This is a genomic window from Amycolatopsis sp. A133, assembly GCF_031082405.1.
Classification (GTDB): Bacteria; Actinomycetota; Actinomycetes; order Mycobacteriales; family Pseudonocardiaceae; genus Amycolatopsis.
This window is the reverse complement of the sequence record NZ_JAVHJU010000057.1, coordinates 209,550-225,491: the sequence shown is the minus strand read 5'-3', so window position 1 is coordinate 225,491 and position 15,942 is coordinate 209,550. Positions and strand designations below refer to the sequence as shown.

Below are 15,942 nucleotides of genomic sequence, written 5' to 3'. Positions count from 1 at the left end.
AGGTGGGTCAGGTGAATGCAGGCTGCGACGAGCAGTTTCTGCTCCTGTGGGACATCGATGGCACCCTCATCGAGGCCGCGGAATTCCGGCGGGCGATCTACTCGCGCCTGTTCGCCGAGATACTGGAACTGCCGTTCAAGAAGGTGATCTCGGCCCCCGGGTTCAGCACGCTCGAGAAGATCCGCCGGACACTCCTGTTCCACGACGTCACCCCGACGGACAGGCTGGTGGCCCGGTTTTCCGCCGGGCTGGCCAGGGAGTACGTCGAGTCCCGGGAAGAGCTGGTGACCGGCGGCCGGCTGCTGCCGGGAGCCACCGCCGCACTCCGGCACTTCGCCGCGGACGGCCGCTTCGTCCAAGCAGTGCTCACCTGCACCCTGAAAGCCATTGCCTGCGCCAAGATCGAGGCGTTCGGCCTCTCACCCCTGTTCGACATGTCGGTCGGCGCCTACGGCGATGACGCCCTCCGGCGGGTCGAACTGCCGGATGTCGCGCGCCGCCGCTGCCGCGCGCGGACCGGGCGGCACGTTCCCCGGAGCAGCACGTTCATCATCGGCGACACCGAGGAGGACATGCGCGCCGCAAGATGCACCGGCGTGCACGCGGTCGGCGTGGCGACCGGCCGGTGTGCGCCGCCGGCGCTGTGGCGCGCCGGCGCCGACGTCGTCATCCTGGACCTGACCGACATCGCACTCCTGCAGAACTACCTCGACCACCTTCCGTGGCGCCGGCCCGACGCGCCGATCGGGGTTCCGTCCCCTCCGGCAGTCCGGGTTCCGAACCGGCCGGCCTGATCGGTCCTCAGACCGGCACCGGGTGCCGGTGTTCCCGCAGCGGGAAGAGACCGTCGGCGGCTACGTCCGGCGGTGGCGCCTGGACCGCATCCACCACCGGCCGCCCCGATCCGGCGGCGGCGGGAAGTCACGCGTTCGCGATGATGGTCGCGCCGGTCCGGTGGTTCCGCCGCCACCCTGCCGGCCGGAGCGGGGCAGGGCTGCGCCACGAGTACGGCACGCCCGCCCCTCGACTCGCCCAGGCGCACATCGGTCACCGCCCGGGCCGCCGCGCACGGGAATCGCTAGTGCACGTGTGACTGCCAGTCCCCCGGTACCCGGCCCTCCGGGCCCGGCACCGGCTGCGTGACCGGGCGGTGCTCCGGCGGTGCCAACGGCGGGCCGTCGTAGGCCTCACCCGTCGCGAAGCTGTAGAACCAGTCCTCGCCCGGCTCGAAGCTGCGGATCAGCGGGTGCCCGGTCGCCTTGTAGTGCGCCGTTGCGTGCTGGGCCGGGGAGCTGTCGCAGCAACCGATGTGGCCGCACTGGGCGCAGCGGCGCAGGTGCACCCACCAGCCGTCCGCGGCCAGGCACTCCGCGCAGCCCGTGCCGCTCGGCGGCACGGAGACGTCGATTCCCTCGGTTTCGGCCATGCCGACAGTCTGCCTTGACCGCCGGCGGCTCGCACGGCCCGGTCACCGGAGGAGGCCGGCCAGCCGGCTCGCGGCCACCGCCGCTCCGTCGGTGCGGATGCGGGGGGCCAGCGCCTCGGCCCGCGCGCGGGTGCCGGGCGCCAGTGCCGTCTCGAACGCCGCGGTCAGCGACTCGGTCGTCGCGGCCGGGCCGTCGAGGACCGCGCCGATGCCCAGCTCCGCCACCCGGCTGCCCCAGTACGGGTTGTCCGCCAGCCGGATGGGCGTCACCACCTGGGGTGTGCCCGCCCCGGCGGCCGTGTGGGTCGTGCCCGCGCCGCCGTGGTGCACCACCGCGGCGACCTCGCCGAACAACCGCTGGTGGTTGACCTCGCCGATGGCGAAGCAGTCGAGCAGGTCCAGCTCCGCCCAGCCGCGGGAGACGAGGACGCGGTACCCCCGGGCGCGGGCCACCTCGACCGCCCGGCGGGCGATGTCCGGCGACGGCTGGATGCTGCCGAAGCCGACGTAGACGGGCGGTGCGCCCGCGTCCAGGAACGCCTGCAGGTCCGACGGCAGCGGGCGTTCGTCGGGCAGAATCCACGCACCGGTCTGGACCACGTCCAGGCCCGGGATCTCCTTCCACGGGCCCAGCACGGGATCCGCCGCCAGCCACGGACGGCCGGAGTACACGTGGTCGCGGACGTTCTCCACCGGCGGCAGCCCGAGCGCCGCCCGGTGCCGGTCGAGCGACGCGCCGAACTGGCCGTTCACCATGCGGGCGTCCCGGTCCCACCGCGCCCGGTTGTCCTCGTCCGCCGGCTCCGGCCAGCCCGGCCGCGGTGGCGGCGCGTGGTGCGGCGAGGGCAGGTTGACCGCCGAATAGGTCACGTACACGTAGGGGATGCCCGCGGCCTCGGCCACCGACCGCGCGGCGACCTGGGCCAGCCCGGCCACCACCAGCGCACCGCATCCGCGCGCCGCCGCGGGCAGGACGTCGAACTGGGCCTCGACCAGCTCGTCCCGGTAGCGGGTCAGGTCCGCCGCCGACGGCGGGGCCGTCGCGCTCATCAACGCCCGCACCGGCGGCCCGACGGGGACCGGCTCCACCCCGAGATCGCCCAGCCGCCGCGCGAACTCCTCGTCCGGCGGCGCGCACATCCGCACTTGCACGCCGAGGTCCCGCAGCCGCACCGCGAGGGCCACCAGCGGTTCGACGTCGCCCCGGGTTCCGTAGGTGGCCAGCAGCACCCGCATGCGGCGTCCTCTTCCGTTGTGTCCTCGGCGTTTCGGCGCGGTCGTGATCTTCGCACGCCTTGCCTTCGACCGCGAGGATGCGAAAGTGTGGGTGTGGCACCGGATCCGGTTCCCGCTCGCCACCACGACCAGAGAGCCGCTGAATGCCTACTCCTGACGTTTCGGTCATCCTCCCCTGCGCCGGGCTCGGCTCCCGCTTCGGAGCGCCCTACTCGAAGGAACTGCACTGCCTGGCCCCCGGCGTCACCGTCCTGGACCGCAGCCTGGAAGCCGTGGTCGCCCTGGCCGAAAGCGGGCTCGACGTGCGCCTGGTCGTCGTCTTCGGAACGCACAAACTGGACACTGTGAGCTATCTCGCGCGCTACGCCGAAAAGCTCCAGATCGTCTTCGTCTACCAGAACAAATCGGACCAACCGGGCCTCGACGACGCCATTCGCTCCGCCCTGCCGATGACGCGGGGAACGGTGGCCCTCGTCTTGCCTGACATCGTTGTCAGCGACCCCGGCGGTCTGCTCGGCGCGGTCCGCGGGACCGCGTCCGCGGACTGGGTCGTCGTGGCCGCCGACGAACCGGATCCCGGCACGTTGCAGCAGATGGGCGCACTGACCGTCCGGCAGGAGGGCGGTGCCGCGAAAGTCGTTGCGGCCGCCGAAAAACCGGCCGATCCCACGGGCTTCAACGCGCTCTGGGGCATCGTGGCCGTCACCGAGGACGAAGCACACCGGCTGCCCGACGTGGTCCGCCGGGACGCGGCCAGCCCGCTGGCCGGCGCGGCCGCGCTCATGGTCGAGCGCATCGTCAACTACAACACCGTCGCGGGCTGACCGCCGCGACAGCGGGCAGGGCACTTCCGGGCAGACTTCGGCCACGACTCGTGATCAGCCGATGGTGTGGTGTTAACTGTCCATACAGACAGAGAGCGTTTCCCCGACCTCGGCTGCGACGGCACAGCGCCCGTACCGTTCCGCCCGCCCGGAAAGGCCGTCCCCGAATGCGCGTGTCCGCCCCCCTGTCGTCCGGTCAGCAGCGCCTTTGGACCCTTTCGCAGTTCGACGGGGCCGGCGCGGCCTACAACGAGACCATGGCGTTCGCGTTGCGCGGCCCGGTGGACCGCGAGGCGTTGCGGCGGGCCTTCGACGCTCTCGCCGACCGCCACGAAGCCCTGCGCACCCGGATCACCGCCGAAGGCGGCCCGCCCGCGCAAATCATCGAACCCGCCGGTCAAGGCTTTCCGTTCACCGTCACCGACGTGACCGGACGGCCGCACGAAGCGGCCGGGCTGCGGCGCACCGAACCCGCCGAGGCGTTCGACCTGACGCGGGCCCCGCTGGCGCGGGCGCGGCTGCTGGCCGACGGCGCCGAGGACCACGTCCTGCTGATCACCGTTCACCACACCGTCTTCGACGGCTGGTCGCGCACCCTCCTGCTGCGCGAGCTCGGCACCCTCTACGCCGCTCAATTGAGCGGCGAACCGGCGGAGCTGCCGGACACCCGCCCGTACCGTGAATACGCCCGGGCGCAGCAGGACTGGCTCGCCGGTGCCGGGCCGTCGCCGCACGAGGAGTACTGGCGGGACCGGCTCGACGGTGTGCCGCCGGTGCTGGAGCTGCCCGCCGACCGGCCACGCCCGGCCCGGCAGGACCACCGCGGCGCCCGGGTGCCGATCACCCTCGGGCCGGAGCTCACGGCCAAGCTGAGGGCGGTCGCGCGCGAGCACGGCGGCTCGCTCTACTCCACCATCCTGACCTGCTGGTTCATCCTCCTGAACCGGCTTTCTTCACAAACTGACATCGTTGTCGGCGTGCCGGCCGCCAACCGCGGCGCCGCCGGCGACCACCCCACCACCCTCGGCTTCTTCGTCAACACCCTCGCCGTGCGCGCCGAGCTGGCCGGCTCCCCCACCGGCGCCGGCCTGCTCAAGCAGGTGCGCGCGGCTCTGCGCGGCGCGCTCGACCACGTCGAGCTGCCGTTCGAGCGGGTCGTCGAGCTGGTGAACCCGCCGCGCAGCCCGGCGCACACGCCGCTGTTCCAGACGATGTTCGCCTGGGTGCCGACCCTGCACGACCTGCTGGAGCTGCCGGGGGTGGCCGTGGAGCCCCTCGACGTCGAGCACGCCCCGGCGAAGTTCGACCTGGCCCTCGGCCTCGCCGACGAGAACGGCGACGTCACCGGGCACCTGGACTACGCCGTCGCCCTCTTCGACCACCCGACGGCGCAGCGGTACGCCGGCTACCTCGTCCGGCTGCTCCGCCGGCTCGCCGAGCGGCCGGACGCCGCCATCGCGGACTACGAGCTCCTGACCGAGGCCGAACGCCGCGAGATCCTCACCGCCTGGAGCACCGGTCCGCGCCCGCGCCGCCGCCCCGGCGGGATCGTCGAGCGGTTCACCGCCCACGCCGACGCGACCCCGGACGCCCCCGCGCTCGTCTGCGACGGGCAGACCATCGGCTACGGCGAACTGGACCGGCGCGCGACGAAGCTGGCCAACGCCCTGCGCGCCCGCCGGGCCGGGCCGGGCCGGGTGGTCGCCATCCACAGTGGACGTTCGGCCGAGCTGGTGACCGCCGTGCTGGGCGTGCTGAAGACCGGGGCCGCCTACCTGCCGCTCGACCCCGCCCAGCCGGCCGCGCGCCGCGCGGCGATGATCGAGGACGCGCGCCCGGTGCTGGTCCTGGGCGACGGTCCGCACGCCATCGGCGCCCTCGAGGCCGAAGGCGACCCGGCCCGGGCCCCCATCGCGGTCGATCCACGAGAGACGGCCTACGTGATCTACACGTCGGGGTCGACCGGGCGGCCGAAGGGCGTCGCCGTGACCCACCACAGCGTGCTCGCCCTGTTCGACCAGTGGCTCGACCGGTTCGGCGCCACCCCCGGCGAAGCGACGTCGGCGTGGTCGAGCATCGGCTTCGACGCCTCGGTGCACGAACTACTGCTGCCCCTGACCACCGGCGCCGTGCTGCACGTCGTGCCCGAAGACGTCCGGCCGGACCCCGCGGCGCTGATGGTGTGGCTGCGCGAGCACCGGATCGTCCAGGCGTTCCTGCCGCCGGCCTACATCCGCTGGATCGACGAGGACCCCGGCCGGGTCGCCGAGCTCGCGCTGCGGCAGGTCCTCACCGGCGTCGAACCACTCACCGAAGCCTCGCTCGCACGGTTCGCCGCGGCCCGGCCCGGCCTGAGGATCTGCTTCGGCTACGGCCCGACCGAAGCCACGCTCTACGCGACCGCCCACTTCGACCCGAAGCCCGTGGACCGCCCGGCCCCGATCGGCCGGCCGCTGCCCGGATCGCGGCTGTACCTGCTGGACGAGCGGCTGCGCCCGGTGCCGCCGGGTGTGGTGGGCGAGGTCTTCCTGGCCGGCGACGGCCTGGCCCGCGGGTACCTGCACCGCCCGGGCCTGACCGCCGAACGGTTCGTGCCGGACCCGTTCACCCCCGGCGAGCGGATGTACCGCACCGGCGACCTGGCCCGGTGGCTCGCCGGTGGCGAAGCCGAGTACGCGGGCCGCCGCGACGACCAGATCAAGCTGCGCGGGTTCCGCATCGAGCCGGGGGAGGTGACGGCCGCGCTGCTGGCCGTGCCCGGGGTCCGGGAGGCCGCCGTCCTGGTGGACCGCGAGGGCGAGCCGCGGCTCGTCGCCGGTGTCGCGGGCGGCGGCGGCCGGACCCCGCACGAGTGGCGCGCCACGCTGGCCGACCGGCTGCCGGACTACATGATCCCGTCGGTGTTCGCCGAGTTCGACCGGCTGCCGCTGAGCCGCAGCGGCAAGCTCGACCGCGACGCCGTGCTGGCCCACGCCCGGGCCGGCGCGCCCGCCGCCGTCAACACCGCCGCCCCGCGCGACCACGTCGAGCTGGCGCTGCTGCGGATCTGGCGGGACCTGCTGCTGCACCCGGCGATCGGCGTCTCGGACGGCTTCTTCGACGTCGGCGGCACGTCCATCTCGGCGATCAAGCTGGCCCACGCGATCGGCGCGGAGTTCGGCCGCGAACTGCCGATCTCCGACGTCATCCTGCACCCGACCATCGAGGCGCAGGCCGCGCTGCTGCGCGCGGGCACCCCGCCGGGCGGCGGCAGCCTGATCGAGTTCCGCCGCGGCGCCGGCCGGGCCCGCGTGGTCTGCGTGCACCCGGCGGGCGGGACCGCGTTCTGCTACCTGCCGCTCAGCGCCCTGCTGCCCGAGGACACCGGCGTCGTCGGCATCCAGTCCCCCGGCCTCAACCCGGGCGAGGAGCCGCTGCCGAGCGTCGAGGCGATGGCCGAGGAGTACCTGCGGCTCGTCGACCCGCGTCCCGGAGAGCATCTGGTCCTTTGTGGACTTTCCTACGGTGGCCTGGTCGCGTACGAAATGGGCCGGCGGCTGGCGGAGCACCACCCGCACGTCAGCGTCGTCCTGCTCGACACGGCCGCCACCGACGACCCGGCCGCGCGGGCGGCGATCGAGCCGGTGCCCGCGGCCGAGTTCCGGGAGAAACTGGTGCGGTTCAACGGGATGTACCCCGGGATCGAGGACGCGCAGATCGAGCGCTACCACCGCACGTACAACCACAACCGGCTGACCGCGCGCGAGCACGACCCCGGCGAGTCGGCCGCGCGGGTGGTGTTCGTGCAGGCCGTCGGCGAGGACCCGATCCCCGGCAGCGCGGAGTTCTGGCGCCGCCGCGCCCGCGGCGGGTTCGAGGTGGTCCCGGCGGACTGCGGGCACTGGGACATGCTCGAAAGCGACGCACTGCCGCTGGTCGCCAAGCTGATCACCGCCGAGCTGGCGGCGCGATGACCTCGATCGCACGCCGCGTCCACGACCGGGCGCTGCGGCACCCGGACGCCGTCGCCGTGTCCGACGGCCCGCGTCAGCTCACCTACGCCGAGCTGAACGCCGGTGCCGCGGCGGTCGCGGAATCGTTGTCCCGCCGGGGGGTTCGCCCGGGTGACGCGGTCGCCGTGGGCCTGCCGCGGTCGGCGGAACTGATCCTCGTGATGCTGGGCGTGCTGCGCCTGGGCGCACAGGTCGTGCCGCTGGACCGCCAGAGCCCGCCGGCGCGCCGCGACGTCATCCTCGCCGACGCGGGCGCGGTCGTCGTCTTCGACGAGCTCCCCGACCTGCTCGCCGGGACCGCCGAAGCCGGAGTGCCCGCCGGCCCCGCGCCGGCGTCGTTCCTCTTCTACACCTCCGGCACGACCGGGCGGCCCAAGGGCGTCGAGGTGCGCGACGCCGGGGTCCTGCGGCTCGCCGAGCCCGGCTGGCTCGACATCGGCACCCAGTTCGCCTGCCTGGCCAATCCCGCGTTCGACGCCATCAGCTTCGAGGTGTGGGTGCCCCTGCTCACCGGCGGCACCTGCGTCATCCTCGACGACGAGACCGTCCGGGACCCGCAGGCGTTCGCCGGCGCGCTGGTCCGCGAGCGCATCGACACGATGTTCGTGACCGCGACGCTGTTCAACGCCGTCGCCGAGACCGTGCCGGGCAGCTTCGCCACCGTGCGCCGGGTCGTCATCGGCGGCGAACAGCTCAACGCCCCGCTGATCCGCCGCTGGTACCGGGCCAACCCGGACGCGCCGACGCGGCTGCAGAACGGCTACGGCCCGACCGAAACAACGACGTTCGCGCTCAGCTACGCCATTCCGCGCGGCTTCGACGGCGAGGTGGTACCGATCGGCCGTCCGCTGCCGGGCACCGGCGCGGTCGCGGTGACGGCCGACGAGCGCGTGGCCGCCGAAGGCGAGCTGGCGGAGCTGTACCTCTCGGGGGCCGGGGTCGCGCTCGGCTACCGCGGCCTGCCCGCGGAGACCGGGCAGCGGTTCGTCCGGCTGCCGTGGTTCGACGAGGGCCGCGCGCGGTTCTACCGCACCGGCGACCTGGTCCGCGTGCTGCCGGGCGGGCGGTACGCCTACGCCGGGCGGACCGACCGGCAGGTGAAGGTCCGCGGGTTCCGGATCGAGCCCGGTGAGCTGGAGCAGCGGCTGCTGGCCCACCCGGCGATCCGGCAGGCGCACGTCGCCGTGCGCCGGGCGGCGACGGCCGAGCTGCTCGCCTTCGTCGTGGCCGACGAGCTTTCGTTCGACAGCTTCGACGCTCATCTGAGCGAAACTGTGCCCGCTTACATGCGACCGCACCACGTGTTCCGCGTCGAGGAGCTGCCCCGCAACGCGAACGGCAAAGTCGACGAAGCCGCGCTGCTGGCGGGCGGGTTCACGCCGTGGCGGCCCGACGCCGGCGGCGAAGCGACCGCGTGGGAGCGCGAAGTCCTGGACGTCGTCTCGGCCGTCCTGGGCATTCCGGACGCCCGGCCAGTGGACACGTGGCTGCGATCCGGAGGCGACTCGCTCAAGGCGTTGCGGCTGCGGTTCGCGATCCGCGAACGCTGGGGTGCGGACCTGGCGCCTTCGGTGGTGCAGCACGGAACCTTCGCCGACCTCGCCGCCGCCGTCTCGTCGGCGGGGCACGCGGCGTACCCGGCGGTGGCCGCGCCGACGACCGCGACGGCGGCACCGGCCACCAGCGAGCAGCAGCGGCTTTGGCTGCTGCAGCAACGCAATCCCGCTTCCACCGCCTACCACGTGCCGCTCGCTTTCCGGGTCACCGGCGAAGCCGACGTCGACGCCCTGCGCCGGGGCGTGCGCGATCTGGTGGAGCGGCACCCGGCGCTGCGCACGGCGTTCGAGGCGACGCCCGACGGCCTGCGGCAGGTGGCGAAGGCCCCGTACGACCCGTGGACCGAACCGGACGACGAGCTCTTCACCGCTCCTTTCGACCTCGGCTCGGGCCGGCTGCTGCGCGCGGCCTGGCGGCCCGACGGCACGTTCCTGCTGTGCCTGCACCACATCGCGGTCGACGGCTGGTCGCTGAACATCCTCTTCCGCGAGCTGTCGGGCGCGCCACCGCGGCCCGGCGCGCCCACGCCGTTCGACTTCGCCGCGTGGCAGTCCCGCTGGTTCGCCTCCCCCGGCTACCGGGCCCAGCTGACCACCCGGCACGACGACTCCGTGCCCGCCGGTGAAGCGTCGCTGAAGGGGCGGCTGCGGACCACCACGATCGGGCGCGAACGCGTCGACGAGTGGGCAGGCGAACTGGGCCTGACCCGCTTCCAGCTGCTGCTCGGCGTGTTCGCCTGGAGCCTCTACGCGGTGACCGGGCGGACCCGGCCCCGGATCGCCGCGCCGGTGGCGAACCGGCCGGTGCGGGAGTTCGAGGACAGCGTCGGGATGTTCGCCAACACCGTCCGGCTGCCGCTGTCGGTGGACCCGGACGAAGAGCTCGGCAGCCAGCTCCGCCGGCTCGGGGCGGTGTCGGGCGCGGCGCTGGACCACCAGGACGTCGCGTTCGCCGACCTCGACCCCGGGTATGCGGCCTTCGACTACCTGTTCGTCCTGGAGAACACCGACTTCGGCGCACTGGAGCTGCCCGGCTGCTCGGTCAGTCCACAATGGATCGAGGCGACCGAGGCCAAATGCGCGCTCACGCTGTCGGTCGTGGAACGGCCGGACGGCTTCGACTGCCTGTGGGAGTACGGCGAAGGCCACTTCACCGAAGCCGAAGCGGCGGCACTCGGCGACGTCTTCGCCCGCGCCCTCGGCGGCGGCGCGCGGACCCCCGCCGAGCTGGCCGAGCCGTACCGCCGCGACCACGGCCGGGGTGCCGTGGCGGAGCTGACGTGGGAAACCGTGGCGGACGGCTTCGCGCGCCAGGTCGCGCGGACCCCCGCCGCTCCGGCGCTGACCGGCGAGACGACGCTGACCTACGCCGAGCTGGACGCGCACGCGGCCCGGCTCGCGGCCACCCTGCCCGCGGACGCCACCGACATCGCGCTGTACTTCCGGCCGTCGGCCGAGCACGTCGTCGCGCTCCTCGCGCTCGCCCGGCTGAACATCACCGCCGTGCCCCTGGATCCCGCGTACCCACCCGAATTGCTGCGGGAGATGCTCGACCGGGTCCGGCCGCGCTGCGTGCTGCTCGCCCCCGGCGAGGCGTTCGAAACGGACGTCGAACGGCGGTTCGTCACGCTGACCGGCGGGCCGGTGCCGGACGTTCCGGTGCGGCACGCCGGACGGCCGCTCTACACGCTGTTCACGTCGGGCTCGACCGGCGTGCCCAAGGGTGTCCGCGTCCCGGACCGCACCCTGGCCAACCTGCTGCAGTGGCAGGACGCGCCACCCGCGGCGACCCAGCAGTTCTCGATGCTGTCGTTCGACGTGTCGTTCCAGGAGATCTTCACGACCCTGTGCGGCGGCGGCCGGCTGCACCTGATCCGCCCGGAGTGGCGCCACGACGTCCCCGCGCTGCTGGACCGGCTGGAAACCGCCGGGATCGAACGGATCTTCCTGCCGTACGTCGCCTTGCAGCTGCTGGCCGAGCACGGCGTCCGGCTCGGCCGCTACCCGGCGCGGCTGCGGGACGTGATCACCGCCGGCGAGCAGCTGGTGTGCACCCCGGCGATCCGCCGCTGGTTCGCCGGGCTGCCCGGCGCGCGCCTGCACAACCACTACGGCCCGACCGAGACCCACGTCGTCAGCGCGCTGACCCTCGACGGTGATCCCGCGGGCTGGCCCGACCGCCCCGCCATCGGCCGTCCGGTGCACGGCGCCGTCCTGCGGGTCGCCGACGCCACGGGCGCGCCCCTGCCGCCGGGCCAGGTCGGCGAGCTGCTCATCGGCGGTCTGGCGGCGAACCGCTGCTACCTCGGCGAAGCGGCTCCGGGGAAGTTCGCCGAGCTGCCGGAGCTCTACTACCGCAGCGGCGACCTCGCCCACTTCGACCGCGCCGGCCTGCTGCACTTCGACGGCCGGGCCGACCGGCAGGTCAAGCTCAGCGGGCACCGGCTGGAGCTGGGGCAGGTCGAGGCGGCGCTGCTGCGGCACCCCGACGTCGTCAACGCGGTGGTCGTGCCCGAAGGCGACCGGCTGGCCGCGTTCCTGGAGTGCCGCCGGACGCCGTCCGCTGCCGAGCTGGCCGAGCACCTCGTTCCGCTGCTGCCGCCGCACGCGCGGGTCGATCGCTTCCGCGTCGTCGCCGCCCTGCCGCGCACGCCGAGCGGGAAGCTCGACCGCGACGCCGCACCCCGCACCGCCGGGGAGGACCTCCACCGGACGTCCGCGGCTCCGTCGAGCGAGCTGGCGGCGCTGTTCGAAGAGGTGACCGGCGCGCCGATCGGCCCGGACGAGACGTTCTTCGCCGCGGGCGCCACCAGCCTCTCGCTGATGCGGTTCCACCTGCGCTGTGCCGAAGCCGGCTACCGGTTCACCGCGGCCGACCTCTTCGAGCACGTCACGCTCCGCGACTTGACGCGGCACCTCGAAAGCGGCGGCCCGGCCCCGGCTGCGTCGTCGTCCCGGCCCGGCGCCGACGAAGCGGTGGCGGTGGTCGGCATGGCGGTGCGGCTGCCGGGCGCACCGGACCTGGCCGCGTTCTGGGACCTGGTCGTCTCCGGGCGCCGGGGCATCGAGGAGTTCCCCGCCGCCGACGGCCTGGTCGGCGCACGCAGTCTCCTGGACCGGCCGTTGGCGTTCGACCCGGAGCACTTCGGGATCAGCCACCGCGACGCGGCGCTGATGGACCCGCAGCAGCGGCAGCTGCTGATGGCCTGCGTCGAGGCGCTGGCCCACGCCGGGCTCGCGGAACCCGGCCGGACCGGGCTCATCGCGGGGTGCGGCGAAAACACGTACTTCCAGCAGATGCTGCGCGAAGCCGACCCGGCCGCGCTGCCGGACGGCTTCCAGCTCGCCCTGCACCACGAGAAGGACTTCCTCGCCACGAAGGTCGCCTACCACCTCGACCTGACCGGTCCCGCGCTGACGACCCAGACGGCGTGCTCCAGTTCGCTGGTCGCCGTCCACCAGGCCGCCGCCATGCTGCGCGGCGGCGAGGCGGAAGTGATGCTGGCGGGCGGGGTGCTCGTCGACGTCACCTTGGCCGAGGGCTACCGGTACCGCCCGCAGCACATCTTTTCGCCGGACGGGCACTGCCGCCCGTTCAGCGACGACGCGGACGGCACGGTCGGCGGCAGCGGTGTCGGCGTGGTGGTGCTGAAGCCGCTTTCGGCGGCTCGTCGCGACGGCGACACGGTGTACGCGGTGATCACGGGCTCGGCGCTGACCAACGACGGCGCGGTGAAGCAGGGCTACAGCGCCCCGTCCCCGGCCGGGCAGCGCGCGGCGATCCGGGCCGCTCTCCGTCGAGCCGGGCGCTCGGGGGCCGACGTCGGGTACGTGGAGACGCACGGAACGGGCACCCGCCTCGGCGACCCGATCGAGGTGTCGGCGTTGCGCGAGGCGATGCCCGAGTCGGCCGGGTGCGCGTTGTCCTCGGTGAAGAGCCAGCTCGGCCACCTGGGCGCGGCGGCCGGGGTGGTCGGGTTGATCCGGGCGGCGCTGGCGGTGCACCACGGCGTCGTGCCGCCGACGGTGGATTTCCGCGCCCCCAACCCGGCGTTGGACCTGGGCCCGTTCCGGGTGCCGACGCGGGCGGAGCCGTGGCCCGCGGGCCCGCGGGTGGCCGGGGTGAGCAGCTTCGGGATCGGCGGCACGAACGCCCACGTGATCTTGGAGTCGGTCCGGCCGGTGCCGGTCCCCCGGCCGGAACCCGTGCGGTGCCTGGTCCTTTCGGCTCGCAGCGCCCCGGCACTGCGTCTGGAGGCGGCGCGGGTGGCGGAGTACCTGACCGCGCACCCCTCGTCCTACGTGGACGTTCTCCGCCACCTGCAGTCGGGCCGTCCCCCACACCGTTGGCGCCTGGCGGCAGCGTGCGAAGACGCACCCGCGGCAGTCGAGTGGCTGCGCACGGCCGAGCCCCACGAGCTTTCACGTGAAAGCTCCGACCTGGGCCCCGCACTTTCACGTGAAAGCTCCGCTCCCCACCCCGCACTTTCACGTGAAAGTGCGGGGCTGGCCGACGACTGGCTGGCGGGGGGTGCCGTCGACTGGGGGCATTCCGCCGCCCCCGCGCCGTGGGACTTCCCGCCGCCCGCCTTCGACGCCCGCGACTTCGACTTCCCGCGGAAAGCCACCGTCACGCGGCGGCCCGAAAGCGAGTGGCTGCACCAACCCACGTGGGTCCGCCTTCGCCGGGCAGCGAATGCCACGCCCACCGACCGTGTCCTCGTCATCTCCGGCGAGGGGCCGCTGACCGCGCCCGCCCTCGACGCCGCCTATCCGCGCGTCGTGCGCGTCCACGCCGCCGACCGCTTCGCCCGTCTCGGCCCCGACACCTTCGAAGCCGACCCGGCCGACACCGCGAGCCTGCGCCGCATCCTGGACTCCCTGCCGGACACCCGGATCGACTGGCTCCACACCCTCCCCCTCGGCGTCACCGGGCCCGTCAGCGAGGCCTCCGTCGACCACGCGAAATGGGCGTGCCTCGACACCCCGGCCGCCCTCCTGCGGGCCGCCCGCGACCGTCCACTCAGGACTTGGTGGGTCTCCGCCGGTGCCGCGCCCGCGAACACCGCCGTCACGCGCCCCGAAGCCGGGCTGCTCGCCGGGGTCACCGCCGTCGGGCCGCAGGAAAGCGGCGTCCCCGGGCACTGGGCCGACCTCGACGGCCCGGACCTCGATCCCCTCGCCGACCTGCTCACCGGCCCGACGCCGCCCGAGCGCGTCGCCCTCCGGACCGGGTTCTGGTGGGTCCAGGACACCGCACCGGTCAGCGCCGGCGAGCCCGTCCCCCACGAGGGAATCCATCTCATCCTCGGCGGCACCGGCGGCATCGGCACCGCCGTCGCCGAAGAACTGCTGACCCGCACCACCGGCCGCGTGCTCCTGCTGGCGCGCCGCCCCTTCCTGCCCGAGGCGCTCAAGCCGTGGGCGGACCGCGTCGACCTCTTCGCCGCCGACCTCACCACCGTCACCGCCGACGAAATCACCACGCCCCTCGCCGGGATCGTGCACGCGGCCGGCAACCCGGACGGCAGCCTGATCGCCACCCGAGGCGAAAGCACCCAGCCAGTCAAGCTCGCCGGCGCCCTCCTCACCGAACAGCTCGTCGAACGCCACCGGCCCGCCTACGTCGTCTACTGCTCGTCGCTGTCCGCGCAGTTCGGCGGGATCGGTCAGCTGGACTACGCCGCCGCCAACGGGTTCCTCGACGCGCTCGCCCACCTCGACGGCCCGACCGCCCGGCTCTCCATCGGCTGGGACGTCTGGCGCGACAGCGGGATGGCCGTCACGGCGCTGGAAACCGACGCGCGGCACCAGGCCCACCTGGCGGTCGGCCTCACCGACGACGAGGGCCGGCGCACCTTCGCCCGCGCGCTCGGGTCGGGCCTGCCCCAGCTGCTGGTCACGACGACCGGCCTCGAGACCGCCCGCACGTTCCACGAACGCGACACCACAACGCCGGCGGCGAAACCGGCCGAAGCGGACTTGACGGAGGAGGTGCGCGCCCTCCTGGGTGTCGCCGAACTCGATCCCGACGTGCCCCTGTACGACCTCGGCGCCGACTCCCTGACGCTGCTGGACGTCGTCGACTCGGTGAAACGCCTCTTCGGCGTCGACCTCGACCTCGCCTGGCTCGGCCCGGAGGTGACGATGGCGAAACTGCTGGCGCAGCTGGGCACCGCCGCTGGCACCGGTGACGTGGTGGTGCAGGTCTGGCGCGAAGGGGACGGCCGGGAAGTCGTCTGCCTCGTGCACCCGGTCGGCGGGGACGTCCACGCCTACCGCCCGCTCGTCGAGGCCCTGCCCCCGGAGCTCGGCGTGTGCGTGATCGCGGACCCGGCGCTGAGCCGGCCGGAACCGCCCGGCTGGACGGTGGCGGACCGGGCCCGGCGCTACCACGCGGCGCTGGGGGCGCGGTTCCCCGGCCACTCCCGGCAGCTGGCCGGGTGGTCGTTCGGCGCCTGGGTCGCCGCCGGCATGGCCGCCGAAGCCGAGGCGGCCGGGCAGCCGGTGCGGGCGCTGCACCTCATCGACCCGCCGCCGCCCGGCGCGAGCGCCGCGGACTACAGCGACGCGCAGCTGGAGACGGTGTTCGAACGCGAGCTGGGCGCCTCCGGCGGTACCGCGGGCGAGCACGCCCGGCGGCTCGCCCGCGCGTGCCGGGCCAACCTGCGGAGCATGGCCGGGCACGAGCTGCCCCGCCTGGCCGCGACGCCCAGCCACATCTGGCTCGCCACCGAACCGGAACCCGGGTTGCCGGTGGCCGGCCGCGACGGCTGGCGAGCCCTCCTGCCCGAGCCGAGCCGCTGGCACGACCTGCCCGCGACCCACTACGGCATCGTGCGCGCGCCACACGTCACCGCCGTGGCCGCGGCCATCGCAAACCGGTGAGACCCACGGAGGAAGAGAAA

6 protein-coding genes are annotated in these 15,942 nt (G+C 74.2%); 4 read left to right on the top strand and 2 right to left on the bottom strand.

All coding sequences use genetic code 11. The features are described from left to right. The first annotated feature begins 11 nt into the window (after nt 1-11). On the top strand, nt 12-794 hold the full coding sequence (locus Q5425_RS33570; protein ID WP_308676371.1) for a haloacid dehalogenase-like hydrolase: 783 nt from the start codon (nt 12-14) through the stop codon (nt 792-794). Nucleotides 795-1,078: 284 nt separating this feature from the next. Here Q5425_RS33570 and Q5425_RS33565 read toward each other — a convergent pair whose 3' ends face one another. Together Q5425_RS33565 and Q5425_RS33560 are read right to left on the bottom strand one after the other, a co-directional pair. Beyond that, entirely contained in the window at nt 1,079-1,426 is a 348-nt protein-coding gene (locus tag Q5425_RS33565) for a UBP-type zinc finger domain-containing protein (RefSeq protein ID WP_308676370.1), read from the bottom strand. Between the two features lie 42 nt (nt 1,427-1,468). Continuing rightward, nucleotides 1,469-2,662: a glycosyltransferase gene (locus Q5425_RS33560; RefSeq protein WP_308676369.1), complete on the bottom strand. Its 1,194-nt coding sequence runs from the start codon at nt 2,660-2,662 to the stop codon at nt 1,469-1,471. Between the two features lie 143 nt (nt 2,663-2,805). On the opposite strand from Q5425_RS33560, the gene Q5425_RS33555 reads away from it, so the two are divergent. The 3 genes from Q5425_RS33555 (at nt 2,806) to Q5425_RS33545 (ending at nt 15,922) form a co-directional block, all read left to right on the top strand. Next, nucleotides 2,806-3,486: a hypothetical protein gene (locus Q5425_RS33555; RefSeq protein WP_308676368.1), complete on the top strand. Its 681-nt coding sequence runs from the start codon at nt 2,806-2,808 to the stop codon at nt 3,484-3,486. 167 nt (nt 3,487-3,653) lie between these two features. Continuing rightward, entirely contained in the window at nt 3,654-7,439 is a 3,786-nt protein-coding gene (locus Q5425_RS33550) for an amino acid adenylation domain-containing protein (protein WP_308676367.1), read from the top strand. Further along, nucleotides 7,436-15,922 (top strand): non-ribosomal peptide synthetase, encoded by an 8,487-nt coding sequence (locus Q5425_RS33545; protein ID WP_308676366.1) that lies wholly within the window; start codon nt 7,436-7,438, stop codon nt 15,920-15,922. Before Q5425_RS33550 ends, Q5425_RS33545 begins: the two co-directional genes overlap by 4 nt. The last annotated feature ends 20 nt before the right edge of the window (nt 15,923-15,942 follow it).